This window comes from Pontiella sulfatireligans, from assembly GCF_900890705.1.
Classification (GTDB): Bacteria; Verrucomicrobiota; Kiritimatiellia; order Kiritimatiellales; family Pontiellaceae; genus Pontiella; species Pontiella sulfatireligans.
On record NZ_CAAHFH010000002.1, the window covers coordinates 515,940 to 537,821 of the forward strand.

At 50.0% G+C, this 21,882-nt stretch carries 18 protein-coding genes; 7 read left to right on the forward strand and 11 right to left on the reverse strand.

What is annotated here, in order from left to right; translation table 11 throughout:
- Window position 1: 1 nt before the first annotated feature.
- Genes SCARR_RS15150 through SCARR_RS15165 form a run of 4 tightly spaced genes read left to right on the forward strand, consistent with a single transcriptional unit; the run spans window position 2 to window position 4,261 of the window.
- The gene (locus tag SCARR_RS15150; protein WP_136062512.1) at window positions 2-1,234 is read left to right on the forward strand and encodes a glycosyltransferase; all 1,233 of its coding nucleotides are present in this window, start codon (window positions 2-4) and stop codon (window positions 1,232-1,234) included.
- Window positions 1,231-2,190, forward strand: coding sequence for a glycosyltransferase family 2 protein (locus SCARR_RS15155; protein ID WP_222846335.1), 960 nt, complete (start codon window positions 1,231-1,233; stop codon window positions 2,188-2,190). Before SCARR_RS15150 ends, SCARR_RS15155 begins: the two co-directional genes overlap by 4 nt.
- Window positions 2,191-2,199: 9 nt before the next feature.
- Window positions 2,200-3,357 (forward strand): glycosyltransferase, encoded by a 1,158-nt coding sequence (locus tag SCARR_RS15160; protein ID WP_136062513.1) that lies wholly within the window; start codon window positions 2,200-2,202, stop codon window positions 3,355-3,357.
- Between the two features lies 1 nt (window position 3,358).
- A complete protein-coding gene (locus SCARR_RS15165; protein ID WP_168433343.1) occupies window positions 3,359-4,261 on the forward strand; it encodes a glycosyltransferase family 2 protein in 903 nt (300 codons plus the stop codon).
- 13 nt (window positions 4,262-4,274) lie between these two features.
- Here SCARR_RS15165 and SCARR_RS15170 read toward each other — a convergent pair whose 3' ends face one another.
- From SCARR_RS15170 to SCARR_RS15220, 11 genes are all read right to left on the reverse strand, one after another.
- Complete coding sequence (locus SCARR_RS15170; protein WP_136062515.1) at window positions 4,275-5,198, reverse strand: glycosyltransferase family 2 protein; 924 nt, start codon at window positions 5,196-5,198, stop codon at window positions 4,275-4,277.
- A gap of 3 nt (window positions 5,199-5,201) precedes the next feature.
- Window positions 5,202-6,275 (reverse strand): glycosyltransferase family 2 protein, encoded by a 1,074-nt coding sequence (locus tag SCARR_RS15175; RefSeq protein WP_168433344.1) that lies wholly within the window; start codon window positions 6,273-6,275, stop codon window positions 5,202-5,204.
- The gene (locus SCARR_RS15180; protein WP_136062517.1) at window positions 6,272-7,732 is read right to left on the reverse strand and encodes a lipopolysaccharide biosynthesis protein; all 1,461 of its coding nucleotides are present in this window, start codon (window positions 7,730-7,732) and stop codon (window positions 6,272-6,274) included. Before SCARR_RS15180 ends, SCARR_RS15175 begins: the two co-directional genes overlap by 4 nt.
- A gap of 2 nt (window positions 7,733-7,734) precedes the next feature.
- Window positions 7,735-8,634 (reverse strand): class I SAM-dependent methyltransferase, encoded by a 900-nt coding sequence (locus SCARR_RS15185; protein ID WP_136062518.1) that lies wholly within the window; start codon window positions 8,632-8,634, stop codon window positions 7,735-7,737.
- A 97-nt stretch (window positions 8,635-8,731) separates the two neighbouring features.
- The gene (locus tag SCARR_RS15190) at window positions 8,732-9,616 is read right to left on the reverse strand and encodes a sulfotransferase family protein (RefSeq protein WP_136062519.1); all 885 of its coding nucleotides are present in this window, start codon (window positions 9,614-9,616) and stop codon (window positions 8,732-8,734) included.
- Entirely contained in the window at window positions 9,613-10,716 is a 1,104-nt protein-coding gene (locus SCARR_RS15195; RefSeq protein WP_136062520.1) for a DegT/DnrJ/EryC1/StrS family aminotransferase, read from the reverse strand. Before SCARR_RS15195 ends, SCARR_RS15190 begins: the two co-directional genes overlap by 4 nt.
- Before the next feature lies 1 nt (window position 10,717).
- Window positions 10,718-13,111 (reverse strand): glycosyltransferase family protein, encoded by a 2,394-nt coding sequence (locus SCARR_RS15200; protein ID WP_168433345.1) that lies wholly within the window; start codon window positions 13,109-13,111, stop codon window positions 10,718-10,720.
- Window positions 13,112-13,125: 14 nt separating this feature from the next.
- Window positions 13,126-13,836, reverse strand: a complete 711-nt coding sequence (locus SCARR_RS15205; RefSeq protein ID WP_136062522.1) for a dolichyl-phosphate beta-glucosyltransferase — start codon at window positions 13,834-13,836, stop codon at window positions 13,126-13,128.
- A complete protein-coding gene (locus SCARR_RS15210) occupies window positions 13,833-14,936 on the reverse strand; it encodes a glycosyltransferase family 4 protein (protein WP_136062523.1) in 1,104 nt (367 codons plus the stop codon). The genes SCARR_RS15205 and SCARR_RS15210 overlap by 4 nt, the downstream gene beginning before the upstream one ends.
- Before the next feature lies 1 nt (window position 14,937).
- On the reverse strand, window positions 14,938-15,981 hold the full coding sequence (gmd, locus tag SCARR_RS15215; RefSeq protein ID WP_136062524.1) for a GDP-mannose 4,6-dehydratase: 1,044 nt from the start codon (window positions 15,979-15,981) through the stop codon (window positions 14,938-14,940).
- A gap of 22 nt (window positions 15,982-16,003) precedes the next feature.
- Window positions 16,004-16,504, reverse strand: a complete 501-nt coding sequence (locus tag SCARR_RS15220) for a GtrA family protein (RefSeq protein ID WP_136062525.1) — start codon at window positions 16,502-16,504, stop codon at window positions 16,004-16,006.
- A gap of 256 nt (window positions 16,505-16,760) precedes the next feature.
- Between SCARR_RS15220 and SCARR_RS15225 the strand changes: the two genes are divergently transcribed.
- The 3 genes from SCARR_RS15225 to SCARR_RS15235 all read left to right on the forward strand — a co-directional run bounded on the left by SCARR_RS15225 (window position 16,761) and on the right by SCARR_RS15235 (window position 21,807).
- Window positions 16,761-19,913 carry a protein O-mannosyl-transferase family gene (locus SCARR_RS15225; RefSeq protein WP_136062526.1) on the forward strand — a complete coding sequence of 1,051 codons (3,153 nt, stop codon included), beginning with the start codon at window positions 16,761-16,763 and terminating at the stop codon, window positions 19,911-19,913.
- Window positions 19,914-19,922: 9 nt separating this feature from the next.
- Window positions 19,923-21,008, forward strand: a complete 1,086-nt coding sequence (locus SCARR_RS15230) for a glycosyltransferase family 4 protein (protein ID WP_136062527.1) — start codon at window positions 19,923-19,925, stop codon at window positions 21,006-21,008.
- 466 nt (window positions 21,009-21,474) lie between these two features.
- The gene (locus tag SCARR_RS15235) at window positions 21,475-21,807 is read left to right on the forward strand and encodes a hypothetical protein (RefSeq protein ID WP_136062528.1); all 333 of its coding nucleotides are present in this window, start codon (window positions 21,475-21,477) and stop codon (window positions 21,805-21,807) included.
- Window positions 21,808-21,882 lie beyond the last annotated feature (75 nt).

Below are 21,882 nucleotides of genomic sequence, written 5' to 3' on the forward strand. Positions count from 1 at the left end.
TATGGGAAGTAGTAAAACTAAAATTGCGTTTTTGCACCGCTATGGACTGGGAGGTTGGATCTGTTGTGGAGGACACTGCATTCCTCGCACTTTTGAGATACTGCAACAGAGCGGTCTTGAAATTCATTATTTTGGGCCAAAATCTTTGGATCCTGTACCGGCACGACTGAACAACATCGTCAAAATACACCAACTTCCCTTCACTTGGGACCGATCCAACCCCATCCATAAATGGAGCCAAACCATCCTCTGGTACCTCTACCTCCCATGGCTTGCAATCTATTGCCGGCTCTCTGGGATGCGCGTTCTGATGTACATCGACGACACCCTTCCTCTAACAGGATGGATTTTTCGCATTCTGTTCGGGCGTAAATTTTCAATGACTGCCATGGATTTTTTTGTTCGGATTTACACAGAAAAACATCCAATACTCCGACCAGTATGCCAGTTGGTAGAGTGGCTGGACTTTCAGGCATGGAAACGCACTCCGGTTCTGTTCACGAAAGTCTTCTACACCCAAACGTACTTGAAAGGTAAAGGGATACCAGAAGAGCAGATGTTTATTGCAAGGAATCCTTGTGATCAAACCATCTACCACCCCATCTCGCCAGAAGCTCGAAAAAAAACACGTTCAGAATATGGATTTTCCGACACCGATATTGTGCTCAGCCACCACGGAATCCTCCATCCCAACAAAGGTAATGACTGGATTATTGAGCGAATTGCCGAACTGAAAGACGAATTGCCCAACCTTAAATTCATTTTGGCGGGCAACGGTTCTGAAATGGAAAATCTAAAGCAATTGGCCAAAAAAAAAGGGCTTTCTGATCGGATTATTTTCACAGGATGGCTTCCTACCGAAAAATCACTGAACGACACCATCAATGCAGCTGACCTAGGACTGGTCATGCGCACCGGGCAGGAAACCGACCACTTCCATATGACCGACACCCTTACCCATGAAATGGCCTGTGGAAAACCCCTGCTGGCCGTTAATCTGAAGGGTATAGCCGAAGTCATTGAAGACAGAAAAAACGGGCTTCTTTTTGACCCTGACAATACTGCAGAATTTTCAGAGAAACTCATTTACCTTTGCAACAATCCATCGCGAAGAGGAATCATGGGGAATAATGCGCTCGACACGATTAGCAAGATCAGCAACCTTGAAATATGTGCGAATCAATTGGCCAAGCCGATTCTTAATCTAGTCACCGACGGCGGAAAAATACAATGAGCGAACAAGACGAGGCACCAAAAAGGCGTATCGTATCCCTAATTGTTCCGTTCCTCAACGAGCAGGAAAACTTGCCGTTGCTCTACGACCGTTGCAACAAGGTATCCCAAGGACTAAAAGAAGAACTAGAGTTTGTTTTCATTGACGACGGCAGCACCGATGGAAGCCTCCCGTGGGTCATGCAAACTGCGGAAAAAAATCCGGCAGTCAAATATATCCAGCTATCCCGTAACTTTGGGCACCAGCGCGCCATCACCGCCGGCATGAACCTCTGCAACGGCGACGCAGCAATCATCATCGACGCCGACCTGCAGGATCCGCCCGAAGTAATTGCCGATATGATTATGAAATGGAAGGAAGGCTTCGAAGTTGTCCATGCCGTCCGTTCCTCGCGCAAAGGCGAATCCGGGCTTAAAAAGTTACTCGCGCACCTCTTCTACAGAATTCTTAGTAAAATGACCGAAGTGCAAATGACCGTGGATGCCGGCGACTTCCGCCTACTCGACCGAAAAGCACTCAATGCTCTCAATTCCATGCCCGAACAGCACCGCTATATGCGCGGCCTCGCCTCTTGGATCGGTTTTAATCAAACTACCGTGGAATATGTCAGAGATGCCCGGCACGCAGGAGTCACAAAATATCCGTTAATCAAATCTATTGGACTTGCACTCAACGCAATAACTTCGTTCAGCGGGACTCCCTTGCGCTTGCTCTTTTACCTTGGAACGTTACTTTGCCTCCTCTCCATTGGCATCGGGGTTTATCTCTTTGTTGCTTGGAATTTTGTCCAGCGAATGTCCCCCTCCCATGCCGGCACCACCTATCTAACTCTTGCGATTTTCTTTGTCAGTGGACTGCAACTCTTTGGCATGGGCATTCTTGGCCAATACCTCCGTCGCGTCTTCGACGAAATCAAAGACCGCCCGCTCTATTTAGTAAGCGACTCCAACCTGTAATAGGACGCTATGAACCAAACACGTAAATACGACATTGCCATCGTTGGCATGATGCTTTCGTCTCAAGGCGGAGGAATGCCCCGTTCAATGGCGCAGCAAGCAAAAATCATGACTACGGCCGGGCATAAAGTGACCCTCTACATCGGCGACAGCAAAGCCATGCCCTATACTCCAGAGCAGTTTTATCTTCATGACAGCATCGCCGTGCATGTTTCCAAGTCCATCGGATTTTGGGGCCTCGGCCTTATTCCAAAGACGCTATGGACGCTATTCCGAAACGCTCCGCAACATGATGTGATCCACCTGAACGGAGTGTGGAACTTTACCACTTTCTTTGGAGCTGTTATCTCTTGGCTCAGAAAAACACCTGCCATCATTAGCTGTCGCAGCCACTACGGCGACTACCACTTCACAAGGATGCCCGTACTCAAGCAACTGCTCTTCCATACCATGGAAAAAATAAACTTATGGTGCGTCTATGGCATACATGTCACAGCGGACTGGGAAGAAGAAACATCATGGCGAGCCGCGAACCGTGCGAAACATATCATCAAAATTCCCAACCCTGTTGACTTAGCAGACTTTGACAATCCTCCGCTACGGCAAGATAGCAGGAAACATCTTAGGTTAGACCCAAACGGATATTATGTTGTACATCTTGGGCGAACCGCGAAACAGAAGAACCTGACCGTCCTGATTAAAAGCTTCAATGAAGCCAAACTGGGACTGGATGCCAAACTTGTTTTGGTGGGCCCACCGGAGCCTGATGAAAAAGAAAAACTCGTGCAACTGGCCAAGGAGCTAAAGATCGAAGACAAGATCGTCTATGTAGACTTCGCGAAAGGGCGAGAGCGGTGCCATTGGCTTGCCGCCGCAGACCTCTTTGCACTGCCCAGCCACGACGACAACTTCTGCATTGTAGTTATAGAAGCAGCCGCTTCAGGAACACACTGCCTGACGTCTCCCCATGTCGGAGCCATTGAATACCTGCCTACCTCCCTTATTACAGTACGACCGTTGGTGCAGCAGCAATGGAACGAGGCCATTGAATATTTTTATCAAAACCGTCCAGCTCAAACTGTAATGAATGAGGAAATCGCCAACCAATTCTCCGCGGAGCGCTTGGAAGAATACTGGGTGCAACAGTACGAAACCATGGGGTTTTAACATGGGGATTCAGGCATCGCCCAAGATTTGGTTGCTGGTTCTTAACTGGAACGGCATGTACCATCTGAAATACATGCTTCCCTCGTTCCTTGCCTGCGATTACGACCAACATATTCACCTGCTTTTTGTGGACGCTTGTTCAACAGACGAATCCTGCGATTATGCACGCGAGATCGCCGGAAAGAAAATGGAGATCCATGTCTTGCAGGATAACCTCGGCTGGGCGGGCGGAAACAATGCCGCCATTCGCTATGCCGTGGATAACGGAGCAGAATATGTTGTACTGCTAAACAACGACATGCGTTTTTCTCCTCGCTGGCTTTCCGACTCCATGAGCGTTTTTGAAGACAGTCCTGATGCTGGAGTGGTCGGGTGTAAAATTTTCAATGATTTAGCTGAATTCGAGCTGGCTCAAATCGACTACTCCATGATGCACTTTGAAGAAGCAAACGACATTCCAGGCTGTTGCATGATTGTGCCGGTCGAAGTGTTCAGAAAAGTCGGATTGATAGATGAAGAATACGAATTTTACGCCGAAGAAGATGATTTTGAGATGCGGGTGAAAAACGCCGGATACAAACTATATTGCACCAATGTCCCCATCTGGCATTTCCATGATGGTTCTATGCGCCACTTCCCTGAGAAAAAGGCCTACCTCGCCATGCGCAACGCTATCCTTTTCAGTCGCCGGTACGACCCTGCATTCTTAACCCTTGCCAAGACCATCAATATTCTTCTGTGCACAACAATCAAAAACTGGCGCAAACACACGATGACCAACCGTCGCTATTATGCAAAGAACCCCGTGTTTAATTTGCGGATATTCTTCAGGGCACTGTCGTGGAATTTGAAGGATGCGCGGGAACGGGGTCGCAGAAGCCCCGTAACACCGTCGACTCTCTGATTAGATCAAATATTTATTCAGGGGAGTTTAAAAACTCCTGCCCTTTCAGAATCTTCAGTAAGACCATGAGCTTCACTACCCAGGTTTTGAGAAGAAAAAAAACAGCGTTTTTCATATGAAACCAAGTGCGTTTTCCACCTGCACGGGCCAGAACCTCTTTATGAAAAAGCGACCTGTCAACATGCGCCAGCAACTCTCCAACGAAATCCTCTTCAAGCTTCTCTCTTTTGTTGCGCTGTGTAGCCTGATCCAGATGTACTCTGAAGACCGTCAACTTATCAGGAATGAAAGCTACTTTATAATGCGCGAGAACTCGGTACCAGTATTCATAATCCAACTGCTGTTTAAGGTCCCCACTAAAAAACCCGATATCCTCAAAAACCGAACGCCGAAGCAACACCGACGGAGGCTCGCCTATTTTATTACGTGGAGAACATAAGAGAGAACGGTCTTCTAACAGTTCCCAGCCACTGACAGGTTGCGAAAGTTTGTGTGCCCAGTTCGCTACCGGATCTGAAAACAAATAACACCAAGCTATACCCGCGACCGAGGGAGCCTGGGAAAGCAACAGCTTCCTTCGAGCAAATACCATACCGATGGAAGAATCATTCTTAATACAAGAGACCATCTCTCGCACACAATCTGGAAGCAGTAGATCATCCTGAAACAAAAACTTAATATACTCACCTTTTGCATGCTCAACACAATAGTTCCAGTTGGCACCAATACCAGAAGGCTCATGATTAAAAACACGATATTCGTATTTTGAACGAGCAGCAAACTCAGAAACAATCTCCAGAGTCCGGTCGGAAGAAGCATCATCTGAAACGACGACTTCACAATTCTCATAGATTTGCGCCTCGACCGACTCCAACGCCTCGGTCAAAAATCGCTCCCCGTTGTAGGTAGGCACACAAATTGAGACTAAAGGCATCATTTCTTAGCCCTTCCTTCCCAGTTGTCCAACAAAACCACTCATGCGTTTCAGGACCCGCACCAAAGCTCGCTTAAAACTCTTTTGTTCTAAGCTATCAACTGAGCGAATTTCTCTTAATATTTCTGGCTCCAGCTCAGGCAATCTCGCGCAAATGTTCCTATATAATATCATCATAGAATCAAAAGAATAACTTTCCCCCATAAACCACAACCGCCTAAAAAAACACGCAGCCCCTTTTCTCAAACCCTCTTTAGTGGCTTGCGAGAAAAAGGGTGATTCCAACATGGCCACAGCACTCCAAATCGTATTTACCAACCGCTCTTCCATTCCGCAACCCGACCAAATCCCCCCTCGGTGCACCCTATATACAGCCATCGGTTCATTCATAAACTTTCCTAAGCCTTGCTGGAGTGCACATAAATTCATAGGCCAATCTGCCATGAAGGAACAACGAAATAGTGAACTTGAAAAATGTTCCTCAGTTAACGAATTTCGCATAACTACTCCGGGAGTGTGCAACATATTCCCGTGCACCAAGGAAAGTGCGTCCAAATCATTTTCAGGCACACGTCCCACCCCAAATTTTCTACTCCAAAAAGGATTATTGGAATACCCCGGGCACAAGGAAAACAAACCTTTATCATGTCTTATAAATACATTGCAATAACAAAGACTAAACGCAGGATTTTTTTCTAAAAATCCGACCTGTTTCGCTAATTTTCGCGGATCAATCCAATAATCATCTCCCTCACAGCGTGCCACATACTTTCCACGGCAAGATTTCAATGTCTCCAGAAAATTGTAGCGACCCGTAGCTCGACCGTTAATAATCAAAACATCTTCACGGCTACGGAGAAATAAACGGATTTTATCAGGATACTTTTTGGCATATTCCTTACAGATTTCCCGGGTGGCATCCGAGGACTCATCTTCACCAATACAAATTTCATATGGAAAATCGGTTTTCTGGCTCAATACTCCGTCCAGGCAATCCCGAATATAGGGCGCATGGTTATAGGTAATCACACACACGCTCACCAATGGGTCTTCTTTTCGAATGTCCCAGACCTGATTCATTCTTTTCCCCCAGAGACTTGTGTCCAACACATTTTGGTAAGTTCCACAAAAGTCGGTTCTTTCAACATCCATAGGATTCCCGAGCATAAAATTGCATAAACAACGCTCTGTAAAAGCAACTTCGTTAAATTTCCTTCCAATAGTCCACCAAATAGAAACGCTATAACCCCTGCAATCGCAACGGAAGTCACTATCCCTTTTATTGAAGAAAGCTGCGCTAAAATACCGAATTTTATAAAGCGCCGATTATAGAAAGAATTTGGAATAAGCGCTAAAAAGCTACAACAAACCTGCCCCAGTAAAAGAGCCATGATTCCATACCTCCAGGCAATTGTAATATTCAGCAGAACCAACCCTTTTTTAAAGAACTCCAATCGAAAAATTAAATCAGAACGTCCTAAAGCTTTAAGAATATCTAAATTCAATAGATTCAATGGGTAGAGAATACCAACTACACAGAGGGCCTGAAAATAAGAAATACACGGCATCCATTTCTCACCGAAAACCACTTGAATCAGGCTTGGCGCAATCAAAGCTAATCCGGTCATAATCGGAAGGATTAGTAACATGGTACTTCGAAATATTTTCTCGGAAATATATCTCATGCGGATGGGATCATTTTGAATCCTTGAAATGAGGGGGAAATTTACCTGGGAAATTACCTGGGAAAGTGAATACGAAGTCAACATGACCAACTGCTTGCTTCGCTGATAAAAACCAAGATCACTAGCCGAATAGACCCTTCCGATAATCACCAGATAGATATTGTCAAAAATCGTATTCGATAGGCCGGCGAAAAGAAGATGTGACCCAAACTTCCAGAGTCGTCTTAGAGAAGTCGTTGAAAAAACAAAAAGGGGACGCCAAGAATGAACCATCCACAACCCCACGGTTCGGGTAGCATTCATTACCAAACTCTGAACCACCAGCGCCCAAACTCCGAAACCCTGAATAGCCAAAAAGATTCCCACCAACCCAGAAATCAACATGCTCGCCAAAACCGCCACCATACGCCGCTTGAATGCCAAATCTTTTATTAATAATGCGTTTTGAACAATCCCAAAGCTATTGATGAGCAAGTTGAGCGCGTAGGCCTGCGTGACAAGCTTGAGCAATGGAAGACCATAAAACGAGGAAATCCATGGGGCAGCAAGAAACAAGGCGCCCGCCATAAAGAGTCCCAACAACAAATTGAACCAGAATATGGTGCTTTCATCGGTTCGGCTTGCGTCCTGTTTTTGGATCAGAGCCTGGCCGAACCCACTGTCCACAACAGATTCCGCCAAAGCGAAGAAAATCATGATCATTCCTAGGACACCGAAATCCTTCGGTTCCAGCAACCGGGCCAAGACTATCCCGATGACAAACTGAATGCCCTGTTGCCCAAATCGCTCTGCAAACGACCAGAATGCGCCATGTAGGGCTTGTTTTCCAAGAGAGGGCATGATTTGTGGCATCCTTATTTCTTCGGATGGCCAAGGTAGACAAGATAGGCAGTGGGATATTCCGGCGAATCGAGAATATCACTATATTTCTCATTGAAAAAAGCGTTGACCTCTTTCCAATCATTTTTCAGCCCTGATTTGGAAGCGAAATAGTCAAGAAAGACAAATGCCGTCGTTGTTGCCATGGTTCCATTCGGTGTCACGCAAATATCCAACCCTCTATCGGAGGCATATTCCTGAAGATCTTCAATCCTCGGAAGGGTACATTCCAAATGCTCCTTGGCCCACTCCACGCCCGTTAGTTTAATAATAAACTTAAGCCTTGCACTGTCCTGAGTTCCTTCTGCATGGAAGGGATTCAGAAGAATAACGCCACTTCTAGATTTGGAAAGTAGCTGATCCAGAAAAAGGTATCGCTCATTCATTGGTATGTGTTCAAGTACATGGCAGGAAATGACATGGTCAAATGAGTGGTCAGTAAATGGAAGATTTTCTCCCGAAATACCATTGAAGTTCGGATCAGCAAGACAATAGGAAGCATTTTCTGGCAGAAAGGCGGCCAACCCACCTTCACCACCACCAACATCCAAAACAGAAACCTTGTCGGAACTACTTCGTTCCATGATTTCCGAAGCCAGTGTTTTAAAACGAAAGTATTGATTGTGAGACATCAGCTTCGGGTCGGGCAATGCTCTCCTATAAATAGCCTTATACTTTTCCACCTGTTTTTGATCAGCACCTAGATACTCTGCAGTTTTCAGTTCTGCATACGCAAGATAAGGTCGCCGTCGTCTTGATGCAGAGAAGGCATGATCAAGATGATTTTTTGCATCGAGATTGTCTTTGCCGATCTTATTCAAGAATTGTTTTGTCCTGAACGTGTCATAAAGTTGAATTATTGATGCCCTGATCATATTACTTATCTCCTTCTCCTGCGTAAGCCATAGAAAAATGAATGGTTTGGACTTTGTTTACTCGACAATAACGAAGGCAAAATCACGGTAATTAGATTCAATGATTATCCTCTGAGAGAGGAAATCCGTAATGCTTTAATGTGTCTCCAGCTATTTGCTCAAAGATTTTTATGTCGAGTGGTTTTAGGTCTTTTTTGTACCTCCCGATACGATCCTGCTGTGGCGGGAAACGGGTTTTCTCTTTCCACTCCATAAGTTGTTCCGGTTCGAGGTTATTCTTCCCATTCAACTCATGGTATTCAAGCATCCGGCTATCATAGCCCACTCCTAGAAATCTACAGATTTCTTTCAGCTTTATGGTGGGAGACATTATTAAATCATGAAAACTAATTTCCAGTTTCGTGATGCTGTCAAGAGGATCAAGACAACTTCGTACTAGGGATACATTTTTCCCCCACTCCAAAGCGATTTTTGCTACGTCTTGTGGCAATTGTGGGGCAAAACGACTCTTCAAATTTCGGAGATTCAGTTCCTGATACGAGCAGGCAATATCACGTCCATCTCGGATAATATGAATGAACTGGGCTTGGGGATAGATTTCTCTAATCGTGTTAATATAGTTGATATAAAAGTTATTCTTATCCCCCCACCGAACGAATTTTTTATTAAGAATACACTGCCCATAACAATAATACACCTCTGCCACTAGCTCGCCGTAGGTGCGGGGGCGACTATTTATGAGATGTGATTTAAGCACCTCATAAGTGATCCCCCAAGTATCGAATTTTTTAGAGGTATACACCTTTTTCGCATATTCAACTCTAACAGCTTTGAGGGTCGGATCTTTGCCTTCAAACTCCTCGGCTAACCACAAGGCAAATCCGCACTCAGGAGTCACCAAAAGATCCGGATGACTTGCTAGCATTAACCTCAGCAATGTAGTGCCGGACCGGGGATTTCCAATTATAAAAAAAGGAGTCATAGCAGCTCTAAGACATTACCAATCATTTCAAGAGTGGCAGAGGTTCCCGTTGGGAGAACAAGGATACGTTCCGAGACTTCCTCGGTAACAGGAAGCATTATTCCAGAATTAGGTTGGAGCGATCTATAGGGCTCCATCCGGTGGCAACCGGGCCAGAAGTAACGGCGGGCGCGAATTTTCTGGTCGTGCAGTTTTTCCATCAACTCATCGCGGGAGAGATGATACTCATCACCGACCTCAACGACAATGTATTGCCAGTTGCATTGTTCGGCGTCATTAAACTCAATGAGTGAAAGGCCGGGGATACAGGAAAGGCCTTTCGTGTAGGCTATATAGTTCCGCTTGTTGATTTTTAAGAAACCGTCCAGATCCTCTAGGTTGGTCAGCCCCATGGCAGCACAGATTTCAGTCATTTTCCCATTTGTGCCAATATAGATAACATTGTCCATGCCTTGGAATCCGAAGTTTTGCATCAGGCGTATCTTTTCGGCCAACTCATCGTTGTTGGTTGTAATGGCGCCACCTTCGAACGTATTAAAAAATTTGGTGGCGTGGAAGCTGAAGACTTCGCATTCGCCAAAGTTGCCGATCTTTTTCCCATTATGAGAACACCCGAATGCATGCGCGGCATCGAAAAGCAGCTTAATGCCATGTTTGTCGGCAATAGCCTGCAGAGCCTCGACATCGCACGGACGGCTGTAGAGATGGACGCCCATAATAGCAGAAGTCTGCGGGGTAATATGTTTTTCAATTTCCCGCGGATCGATGCAGTAGGACTGGCGATCGATATCACAAAACACAGGCGTTATCCCCTGCCATTGCAAAGCATGGGCAGTGGCGACAAAGGTGAACGAAGGGATTATAGCTTCCCCTTTAAGATCGAGGGCGCGAATGGCGATTTCCAGCGCAACGGTTCCGTTGCACATGGAAATACAGTGCTTCACGCCCAGATAGTCAGCCAGCTTTTGTTCGAATTCCTGAACCAATTCACCCCGGTTCGTCAGCCAATGGCGGTCAAAAATCTCATCCACATACCGATGAAACCTTTCCCGGTTGCCGATATTCGGGGCTCCAACATGCAATGTTTTATCTAAGTCCATTTTAACGCTCCCCTCTTTTCCGGAGACAAAATACCGAAACCACGATAGCTGATAAGAGCACCGTGACAAAAATTGAAAGTCGTTGCACTCCGCTGATGCATTTAAATTCGATGGTGTGTGTCCCGGAGGGAACAGCAACGCCCATGCAGAGGTAGTCCACCCTCAAAAGCTCTGCCTCTTTCCCATCAACAAAAACCTTCCAACTCGGCTCATAACGTTGAGAAAAGCGAAGCACCGAAGGTTGATCAGCTTGAACCTCTATCGTCGCCGTTCTTCCAGCCCTCTTAGCTGCCAAGGGTTGGAATTCTCCTAAACCGCTTTGTGGCGCAACGCCGGATTCCGGTATAAGAAAAATGGAGGTCTGCGGATCATGCTCTAGCGAAACCAGTCTATCGCAATGTTCCTCAAGAGGAATGCTTTCCCAGTTTTTAAAAAGCGCAAAACGAGGAATGCTTCCACTGAATTCAAGCAAAACATCCGGACGCATGCCCTGGGCGGTTGGCACTTTATAGTTCAGAACAGGTTTGAACTGCTTCCCCAGTTCCGGATTTTTCTTGAGCTGTTCTAGAACCTGGGAGGGAGCTGCCACATGTTTGACGGCCGAAAGCTGCCACAAACGAACCTGGTTGCGCCCCACCTTACCCAAGTATTCCTTATACTCGACCGGCATCCGCGGCATCTGCCAAATATTGAAAAACCGCAATCGATGATAGGGTCCATCCGAAGCCAACCACTGGTTGTATATGCCACTCTGATCGACAAAGAACGTACGTTCAACACCCTGATGTTCTTTGAGATAATCACTCACCGCATTTCCCTTTTTAAGGGAAGAAATATCGGTCGACTTAAAATAGTGAGACGTCAGAACAAGACTGTCCGCCGCTAGCACCAAGACAAACGTAGTCAGAATCCACTTGGCCTGCCCTATTCCTTTCCAGAGCATAAAGACCAGCCCCGCGCAGACTACAGACAGGAGAGCGGCGTGAAACCACGCGTTCGCCATGTTTTCAATCATCAGATCCGAAAAACGCTCAAACCCCATTTGGGAAAACTCGGCCTTGCGCGCATTCGGGAAGGCCAGCACCTTCAGACCTGCAAACAGCGCAAGCCCGCCAACCGCAGCGCTAGCAATCCATAACACCTTGGTCCCTTTGCCGGCCTTGCCATCGATCAGAAGCCGATCAAGGCCATAGGCCGCCACAATAGCCAGACAAATCTGAAAGTTGTCGAACAGCTTGATAGGCGCCCGGATGTTGCCCACCATCGGCAACTGGAAAAAAAGTTTGTACAACAAACTGTATTTTCCGAAGGCCAGCAGGAAGCCAAGCACGCCTGCAATGCTCCAAAATAAAATGGCCTTCCCCTCCTCGTTCTTACGATTCCCTAGCGCACAGACAAAACCAAATGCACCAAGAAGGAATGGAATAATGCCAAAATAGACGCTTGTGAGCTTAAAGTTGCGGAATCCCTTCTTGGTGCCTTCCCACTCAGCGGACTGCCCCAGCTTGCCCCAATAAGGACCCTGCGGATTATTGCTGCTCCAGCCACTCCAGCCAGATGCAATTAGATCCGGCCACTCGCCCGGCACCATGCTCCACTGGGTAATGTAGTTCCACTTTTCATTTTTTTCTCCCTGTGCATTACTTTCCTGAACGGCAGCCGCCCCGGCTATATTTCGCTTATATGAGCTAATTACCGTACTCCCTGAAAGCAACAGAGACACCAAGGCAACAGGAACAAGTACAGAGACCCAGCGCAGAGCACTCTTCTTTCCATGCATTTGAATTAGACGAAAGATGGCATACGGCCCCACAAACAGCCCTGCAAGCAAGGCCACATCCTGCTGCTCGATCATCATTATGCCAACGACTACGGCAAGAAGGAGAGAAAAGCCTACAGCCCTTCTGTTTGAGTTTGCGCGAACCGCTTTTTCAATCAAGCACAGGCCCAGCACAGAAAAAGCCAGCACCTCCATCTTGTAGGCGTGGCCGCTTGGCGCCAACATGATGGAATTAACCCAAAAAGAAACCAGAGCGCCAAAAATCGATGCCAACCAACTACGGTTCCACAAACGTAGAAACCAAACCAACGAAATTGACCCGAGCACAAGCACCAAGCCATAAAACGTATTGGCAAAAAACTCGAGCGGCATAAATGACAGCAACAGATTGAAAAACCGGGGACTGGGAACACCACTTCCTCCGAGAACAGGCCCCGCAGAAAATCCGCCGAGGAGGCCACTAGGCAAACCGTTTTTCATGGAAGCCAACCGGCCAATGTTCAGATCCGAGGCGGAAAAGACCATGTCTGCGCCCCAGGTGCAACGGAAAGTGATGGCTGCGAGGACAACAAAAAACAGAACACATAGCAGGAATTTGGTTTTATCGCTTTTCATCTCATTTTCCATTCTTAGCACGAGAGCGCCTTTTTCACCCGCCACACCGAGGCAAGCATTTGCAATGACATCAGCATGAAGTTAATTGGGTTTCCCGGCACGTGGTGCCATTCAATGGGAAACTCACGGATACCATAGTCCAACCGCTTGACGCGGCACAACAAATCAATATCGAACGCCCAGCCCGGTTCGGTCAACTCCGGCAATACTTTTTCAAGCACATCGCGGCGGAACAGCTTGGCGCCGCATTGGCTGTCATGCACATTCAAGCCAAACATTCCGTGAACGAACACCTTGTTCAGGATGCGCGAGGCCAGCCGGCGCATCCACGATTGCTTCGGGCTGACCACTGCGCCTTCGATCCATCGAGAACCGATAATGCATCCGGAATCGCCAATGTTTTCTGAGAGCTTAAAAAACATTTCCGGAGGTGTTGATCCGTCGGCATCAACAAACCCCACGAGATCGCCCTTTGCCTGCCGCATGCCGAGCTCCACCGCCCCGCCTTTTCCGATCCGGGCGGTTTCCACAACAACACAGATTTGCGGATAAATTTCGTCAGCCTTGCGCACAATTCCTTCGGTATCGTCGGAACAGTGGTTCACAACCACGATCAGCTCCATATCGTCGCCAAACTTGCCGGCAAAGAATCCGGCATAATCTTCGAGCGTCACCGGAAGGCGAAGTTCTTCATTGTAGGCGGGAATGATGATGGAAAGCTTCATTCGGCGTCAATGATCTCTTGGAGGTAGGCGAGGATTTCGCGGGTATTGCGCTCCCAGCTGAAGCTGCCGCCCCATTCATAGCCTTTGGCGACAAGACGAGCTCGGAGATCGTCGTCGGTCAGCATTTGCCGGACCTTGGCGGCGCCGTCTTCGATGTCGCAATGCGTGTAAAGCAAGCCGTTTTCGTTGTCGCGGCAGCTGTCGCGCAAGCCGGTGGTATCGTTGGCAACGACGGGGCAGCCGCTGCAGTTGGCCTCGATGACGCTCAATCCCCACCCTTCTTTGTAGCTCGATTGCAGATGGACGGCGGCGCGTTGCAGCAGGTCGATTTTGTCTTCCTCGCTGATGAAGCCGGTGAGCGTGACCTTGTCCTGCATGCCTTTTTCGGCAATGAATGCTTCAAGCTGCGGCCGGAACGGCCCTTCGCCGACAATCACAAGTTTGAGCTCGGGGAAGTCGGCTGCTAGTTTTTCCAGAATTTCGACGGCATCGGTCGGCCCCTTGTATTTTTGAAGGCGGCTGATCCAGAGAATGAAGGGTTCGCGCTCGACCGTGCCGGGAACGTAGGCCTTGAGGTCGCCGCCGCAATAGATCAGGCGGTTGCGGTCATCTTTAGCGCCGAAGGCTTTCAGGTCATTCTGAGTGCAGGTGCTGTAGACGGAGAACCAGCAGTTTTTGTAGAACCAGCCGATGGTCTGTTCGAAGAACCAAACTACGAAGGCAACAGGAAAGCTGGCCTCTTTAAAGATGGAGTTGCGCCACAGATGCGCCATTTGGATCATCAATGGGCCTTTATAGACGAGGGGCGAATAAAAAGGCAGTTTGTTGAGTTCTTCAACCACGATGTCGGGCTGGTGCTTCTTAACCCAGCGTCGCAAACCCAGCGTACAGCGAGGCGCAAAGGTGAGGTCGTTGCCGAGACGGTGGACTTCGATGCCATCCACGTTTTCGGTCTTTTTGCAGCCAGGGAAGGCGCAGGAATAGAGAATGACTTCGTGCCCCTGCTGCGTAAGGGGGGCATAGATTTGGTGGAGCCGCATTTCTGCACCGCCCGCCCGCGGATGCAGTACATCACGCCAATTGAGTATTAAAATTTTCAAATCAGTTCCTATCCGACTTCCGGACGGCGGCCAGATCGGCCTCCATCATGATTCCAACGAGTTCATCAAACTTCACTTGTGGCTCCCAGCCCAGCTCATTCCTGGCTTTCGATGCATCGCCGAGGACCGCATCCACATCAATCGGCCGGTAATACTTGGGATTGACGGTGATGAGTATTTTTCCCGTTGCGGCATCAACACCCTGTTCATCGGCTCCCTCGCCGGACCACTTGATCTTCGTGCCAATGTGGGCGAACGATTTTTCGATCAACTCTCGCACCGAGTGCGATTCCCCTGTAGCGATTACATAATCCACGGCATCTTTCTGCTGCAGCATCAGCCACATGGCGCGCACATAGTCGGGGGCATAGCCCCAGTCGCGACAGGCATTCATATTGCCGATGGATAGCGACTCCTCCAAACCAAGAGCTATGCGGGCAACGGTCTGGGTGATTTTTCGCGTCACAAAGTTTTCGCCGCGGCGGGGCGACTCGTGGTTGAACAAAATCCCGTTGCAGGCATACATCCCGTAGGTCTGCCGGTAGTTGACGGTCATCCAGTATGCATACAGCTTGGCGACCGCATAAGGCGAATTGGGCTTAAAGCGGGTCTGCTCGGTCAGCGGCGACTCATCGGCATTTCCAAAGAGTTCCGATGTCGAAGCCTGATAAAACCGTGCAGTAGGACAATAGTCGTGGATGGCTTCGAGCAACCGCAGCGTGCCGAGTGCATTCACATCGGTTGAATATTCCGGCATATTGAAGGAGATGCCCACGTGCGACTGGGATGCCAAGTGGTACACCTCGTCCGGACGAACGAATTCGACAAGCTTGCGCAGGTTTTTTTCATCGCTCATATCGCCGTAATGCAGCACGAATTCGCCGACGGCATCTGTGTTTTTGCCATACAATGGATCAATGCGCTCGCGGCTGAACGAACTGGTGCGCCGAACAATACCGTGCACTTCGTAGCCTTTTTCAAGCAGCAGCTCCACCAAATAGGAACCGTCCTGCCCGTTCACACCTGTAATCAATGCCTTTTTCATAAATTCACTCTAAAGCGGCCCGCTACCCCTTGAAGACCAGCTTCTTTCTTATTAAATAATTAATCATCATCGACACCATTAGCATGGTGACATTGGAATAGGTCACTTCCCAGTTATAGACGGTAATAAGCACGCCACCCAGCCATATAAAGAAAAACTGGAACAGCGAAGTCCCGAAGAACAACAGGATTTCCACCGGTTTACGATGCCTCCCCGGCTTGAACACAAAAAGCACGTTCAGCGTGTAGACCACAGCATTTGACGCAAGGAAGCAGATCCCCTTGATAATCCAGTAGTTGCGCGCCAACTCCGCCTCGCTGACCGATTGCACCGCAAAGCCCGCCCACTCAAGAAACCGGGCGGCGGGATCGCTCGAGCGCAGGCAGGGCAGCGCCAGCCATGCCAGCAGATAGAACACAGCCTGGTCAACCGCCACAGACATGCCACCGCACATGACATATTTAACCAATTGCGCAACAGGGGAATCCTTCCCCTTTAGAAACGCGCCTATCCTCGATGCCATGGAACCCTCTCGTTCAATAATCCGGTGGAAATAAAAAGCAGGCCGATTTACGCAAAGTCCTCTTACGATTGCGAGAGTTTTTATCGGTTCAGCGCCCCAAAAGGCGGCCCGCCCGCGAAAAGCTGCTTTCGCGCCAACTTTCAAGGCGTGAAAAGATGCCCATCAATTGATTGCACCCAAGGCGGGATGCAAACTTGACCTATGGGAGGTTTAATCTATCCTATGTGTTCATTTTTTCTAATTGGAGAGGTCGACTTTGAGTACAGAAAAGTTTTTCCGGAAATCGGACTGGATCGCATGTTGGACGACGTTCGTCGTTTCGATGATTGTCTATGTAATCACCCTGCAGCCCACCTTGGGGCTCGAAGACTCCGGCGAGCTGATCGTGGCGTCGGACTATCTTGGCGTCCCCCACCCGCCCGGCTACCCGATCTGGTCGCTGCTGACCTGGTTCTTCCAGTGGGTATTCCACGCGGTCACCTTCCACGGCCACCCCAACCCCGCCTGGGCTGTCAACCTCTTTTCTGCCACAACCGGCGCAGGCGCCTGCGGCGTTTTGGCCCTGCTCATCAGCCGCTCCGGCATGGATCTGCTGCGCAGCCTTAAGAAGGAATCCAATGTCCTCGGCGAAAAAACCGAGAGCCTGTTTTGCTCGGTGGCCGGCATTTCCGGCGGGTTGCTGCTGGCCTTTGGCCAAGGCATGTGGTCGCAGGCCGTTATTGCCGAAGTATACACCTTCAATATTTTCTTCCAGTCGCTGGTGCTGCTCTTCCTCTATCGCTGGATGGTCGAGCCTAAAGACTCCAAATGGCTCCTCCTCTGCGCCTTCGCCTTCGGCCTCGGCATCACCAACCACCAGACCCTCATGTTCATGGGCCTGGCCATTGCCGTCGCCGTCATGTTCAACGAGCTTGAAATCTTCAAACCCAAACACCTCGGATTTGTGGTCGGAGCCCTCGTGGCTCTCGTGATCGCCGGCGCGGGCGTCTACCACGCCAACCTGTTCCTCCAGTTCCTGGGCGTAATCGCCTGCGTCGTGGCCTGCCTGCTCATCCGGCACCCCTTCTTGGTGCGCGACTTTGTCATTGTCGGCGCAATGTATATCCTGTTGGTCGGCTTCAATAAATGGGCGGCGGAATCGCCCGAACACGCCAATCTGATGTGGGTATCCGGCCCCGCCCATGCCGGCTTCTGGATCTGGACCATCTATGCCCTGGCCGTTCCAACCATTGCCACCTTCGTCCTGCCCAAAGGCAAGATTGTCGGCCCCACCTTCCTCGTCATGTTCATCGGGCTCGGCTTCTACTTCTACATGGCCTTCTCGTCCGACCAAAACCCGCCCATCAACTGGGGCTATCCGCGCACTTGGCAGGGCTTCATGCACGCCATCACCCGCGGGCAGTATGAACGCGTTAAACTGGCCCATGTCTTCACGCCGCGCTTCCTCCAGCAAATCGGCACCTACCTCATGGATCTGCGCTCCCAGTTCTACGGACCCGTTGCTATCATCAGCCTTGTTCCATTCCTGTTCTGCTGGAAAGTCGGCAAGAAAAACATCAGCTGGCTGGTTACAACACTGGTCGCCTTCCTCTCCGTCGGCATCGTGTTCATGATTCTGCAAAACCCGAAGACCGACATCCAGAACCTGTTTATCGGGCGCGTGCAATACATTCAATCGCACGCCATCTTCGTCATCTGGCTCGGCTACGGCATTCTGCTAACTATGGCCGCCCTCGAAACCTGGGTGAAAAACAACCCCTACACCAAGATTATCGGCGTGGTGCTCGTACTGCTCCTTCCCTTTGCACTGATCTACAAAAACTACAACGACAAAGGCCAGCTCAAGGTCGTCGGAGGCGCCGAACAGAACGGCCACGACTTCGGCTGGCAGTTCGGCAACTGGCAGTTGCAGGGCGTCCAAGGCATTGAAGAAGACATGCGCTACTGGTATCCCGACGAAGCAGAATTTGAAAAACAATGGGCCGCCTATCCCAATAAAAACTATCCCGAGCCCATGGGCCCCAACGCCATCTTCTTCGGCGGAACCGATCCCGGACGCTTTGTTCCAACCTACATGATCTACTCCGCCAAAGTACGGCAGGACGTCTACCTCATCACCCAGAACGCCTTGGCCGACAACACCTATATGAGCGTCATGCGCGACCTCTACGGCGACCAAATATGGATCCCCTCCCCGCTCGACAGCAACCGCGCCTTCCAGCTGTATGTTGAAGGCGTCCGCAGCGGCAAAATCAACGCCGGCGCCGACGTCAAGACCGAAGGAGGCAAAGTGCAGGTGCAAGGCGTGGCCGGCGTGATGCAGATCAACGGCTTCCTCAGCAAAATGATCTTCGACCACAACCAATACCTCACCGAAGGCAAGACCGACGAAAAAACGCGCCCCGTTGGCTCGGCCGTGGTCTACGACGACCCGCCCATCGACCCCGAAACCGGCCTGCCCCCGGAACGGACCTTCTACGTTGAGGAAAGCTATGTCCTGCCATGGATGTACCCCTACCTCACTCCGCACGGGCTGATCATGAAGATCAACAACAAGCCGACCCCGCTTACGGCCGAAATGATCAAAAACGACACCGACTTCTGGAGCTGGTATTGCGACCGTCTGCTCGGCGACCAAAAGTTTATCCGCGACATCGTTGCGCGCAAATCCTTCTCCAAGCTTCGCAGCGCCCTCGCCGGCCTCTATGCCGCACGCGGCAAGCCCAAGGAAGCCGAAGTCGCCTTCCGGCAGGCCGTCTCTCTGTACGACCTCAGCCCAGAGGCCAACTTCCGCCTCGCCGACCTCATCTCCAAACAGGGCCGCTTCGACGAAGCCATCGAATTGTTCAATGTCTTCCTCGAAAAAGACCCGAACAACGCACAGGCCGCCGCATTCCGGGGCCGACTCGAGAGCATGAAGGCAATGACTGCTCAGAAGCAGTTGCTCGAGCAAAAGTTTAAAAGCGGGAAAGTCAGCTCCGACGATGCCATGCAGCTCATCTCCCTCTATTTCCAAATGGGCATGACCGCGCAGGCGGAAAACCTCTCCAGACACATGCTCAACACCAAAGAGCTCAAGCCCGAAATGGCCATGCAGCTCGCCCAGTTCATGGCGCAGCACAAGCGTTACGCCGTTGTTGAAACGGCGCTTAAAAAATATACGGCGCTTAAGCCCAAAGACATGCAGGGTTGGACCAACCTTGCCGCGCTTCAGCTGGTGCTCAACAAGCCGGCCGACATGTGGGTGTCGCTCAAAAAATGCATCGACGTCGGCGGAGAACCCGCCCGCAACATGCTCCGCAAAGACAAGCGCTTCAATCCGCTACGCAACACCAAGGAATTCCAGAAGCTCGTACCGCCACCGGCCCAGTCGGGAAGCATGGGACTGGCTCCGTTGCCCGGACTCTAAGGGTTCTATGTGAAAATCCTTGTATACGACGACAACCCCGACTTCGGCGGCCATCAGATCATGGCCTGCCTCGGGGTGGAGGCGCTCGCCTCAGACCCGTTGCTCGAAATCACCTTTATGCTTAACCCGGCCAACCGCCGGCTCGCTGACCGGCTGGCAACCATCGAAAATATCCAAACCCTTGAATCCCCCTGCACCACCCGCCGGCTTCAAGGGCTTCGCAACCGAATCGACCGGCGTGGCATCCGCACCGTGGAAAAGCATCTCCAAATCCTCAAGCCCGATCTCGTACTCTGTATCCAAGGCGACATCGAAGACGCCTCGCAAGGCGTAATCGCCGTGCGCCGGGCCGGCATCAAATGCGTCAGCTACATCGCCATCCCGCACCGCATGGCCGTTATGGGCGCCAAGCTCGGTGCGCTTCGCGACCGCGTCAACCAATACCTCTTCAACCAGCCCGACCGTTTCATCACCATTTCCGACAGCATGCAGGCATTGCTTATTGAGCGCGGCGTCAAGAAGCCCATCACCATCGTCCCCAATGGAATTCCCGAGCCATCTGGATCGATAATCACGACTCACGGCTCACGGCTCACGCTCGGCCTCCTCGGCCGCATTGAGTTCAACCAAAAGCAGCAGGACTTCATGGTGCGCGCGTTCTGCAAAAACCCCGTCACCTTCAAAGAGTGCCGATTGCTCATCGCCGGCGACGGCCCCGATCAAGAAAAACTGAAGGCGCTCATAATTGGAAACAAAAACATCACCATCCAGCCTTGGCAGCAGGATGCCGAAGCCTTCTATGCCGCCATCGACTTCCTCGTCATACCCTCCCGCTTCGAAGGCCTTCCGCTCATCATGCTCGAAGCGCTGGCGCGCGGTGTTCCAGTAATTGGAAGCGCACGGGATGGAATGAAAGACATGCTGCCCAAGGCCTGGACGTTCGAGACCGAAAACTCTGACGCCCTCGCCGAAACATTTTCCGCCCTTCGGAAAAATGGAGCGCCGGAAATCACCCGTCTTCAGGAAAAGGTGCTCTCCGAAAATTCGCTCAGCGCCTTTAAAACCGCATTCTGCAAGGCGGTCACCGGAAACTGACGCTAGATTTGCTGCAATTATGTTTTATTTAGCAGCTGCAATCAGCCGAAACGCACCTCTTTTGTAACATTATTTCCAGGCATATTAGTCCGCTTTTCACGCATGCCACTACTCCCCTTGACTTTATAGCCTTGTTAAAAACATGGCACACCGAATGCGTACCAATGTAGTCATATATCCAATGATTGGATATCCGTTGAAACAAGGAAAGCTGGATGAAAATCACGCTGAACATCAACAAATCGGAAAAAAGCCTGATGTGCTGCATGGACATGACAGGTGCAACCTCCCTCGTGCACAAAGACTGGAACCAACAATAGTCCCGTCTCGCACCGCTGGCTAACGGAATCATTATTTCCGCCTAGTCTCACCCACACAATGCCCCGCCTTAATCATAGGCATTCAAGGCACATTCTATTTACCAATTTGCTTGGGAAATAAACTCAAACAAACAAAAGGAAAACAAATGAACACCAAGAAAAGCAACATCAAGAACATCTGCAATACCGATTCATGGAACGGCGCCGCCACCAAAGGGGCGTTGGTTTGGGGATCGGTATACTCAACAGCCAGCACTGGAGCCGCATTTTTGCTGGCTCCGGTTGTTACGGGAAGCACTCCGGCGTTTTCCGATATCTTCATGCACTCGCTGATCATATTCCCCACCGCCGGCGCAGCCCGCGGTCTGGTGATGTGGCGCATGAAGAAGGAGAAGAAGAACGCTGAAGAAAACATCTTCCTGAGCGGAAGCAAGAAACACAAGCACCCGTGGCTCGCCCGTTCGAAAAAAGCGGCGTGAGCGCAGCCGGGAACAAAACCGAATAACACAAAAAAGGCGCTCAATGGAGCGCCTTTTTTGATGCCGAAACATCCG

Coding starts and splice junctions, on each gene's coding strand:
- SCARR_RS15150 (WP_136062512.1), top strand. CDS start 2: ATGGGAAGTAGTAAAACTAAAATTGCGTTTTTGCACCGCTATGGACTG.
- SCARR_RS15155 (WP_222846335.1), top strand. CDS start 1,231: ATGAGCGAACAAGACGAGGCACCAAAAAGGCGTATCGTATCCCTAATT.
- SCARR_RS15160 (WP_136062513.1), top strand. CDS start 2,200: ATGAACCAAACACGTAAATACGACATTGCCATCGTTGGCATGATGCTT.
- SCARR_RS15165 (WP_168433343.1), top strand. CDS start 3,359: ATGGGGATTCAGGCATCGCCCAAGATTTGGTTGCTGGTTCTTAACTGG.
- SCARR_RS15170 (WP_136062515.1), bottom strand. CDS start 5,198: ATGATGCCTTTAGTCTCAATTTGTGTGCCTACCTACAACGGGGAGCGA.
- SCARR_RS15175 (WP_168433344.1), bottom strand. CDS start 6,275: ATGAATCAGGTCTGGGACATTCGAAAAGAAGACCCATTGGTGAGCGTG.
- SCARR_RS15180 (WP_136062517.1), bottom strand. CDS start 7,732: ATGCCACAAATCATGCCCTCTCTTGGAAAACAAGCCCTACATGGCGCA.
- SCARR_RS15185 (WP_136062518.1), bottom strand. CDS start 8,634: ATGATCAGGGCATCAATAATTCAACTTTATGACACGTTCAGGACAAAA.
- SCARR_RS15190 (WP_136062519.1), bottom strand. CDS start 9,616: ATGACTCCTTTTTTTATAATTGGAAATCCCCGGTCCGGCACTACATTG.
- SCARR_RS15195 (WP_136062520.1), bottom strand. CDS start 10,716: ATGGACTTAGATAAAACATTGCATGTTGGAGCCCCGAATATCGGCAAC.
- SCARR_RS15200 (WP_168433345.1), bottom strand. CDS start 13,111: ATGAAAAGCGATAAAACCAAATTCCTGCTATGTGTTCTGTTTTTTGTT.
- SCARR_RS15205 (WP_136062522.1), bottom strand. CDS start 13,836: ATGAAGCTTTCCATCATCATTCCCGCCTACAATGAAGAACTTCGCCTT.
- gmd (WP_136062524.1), bottom strand. CDS start 15,981: ATGAAAAAGGCATTGATTACAGGTGTGAACGGGCAGGACGGTTCCTAT.
- SCARR_RS15220 (WP_136062525.1), bottom strand. CDS start 16,504: ATGGCATCGAGGATAGGCGCGTTTCTAAAGGGGAAGGATTCCCCTGTT.
- SCARR_RS15235 (WP_136062528.1), top strand. CDS start 21,475: ATGAACACCAAGAAAAGCAACATCAAGAACATCTGCAATACCGATTCA.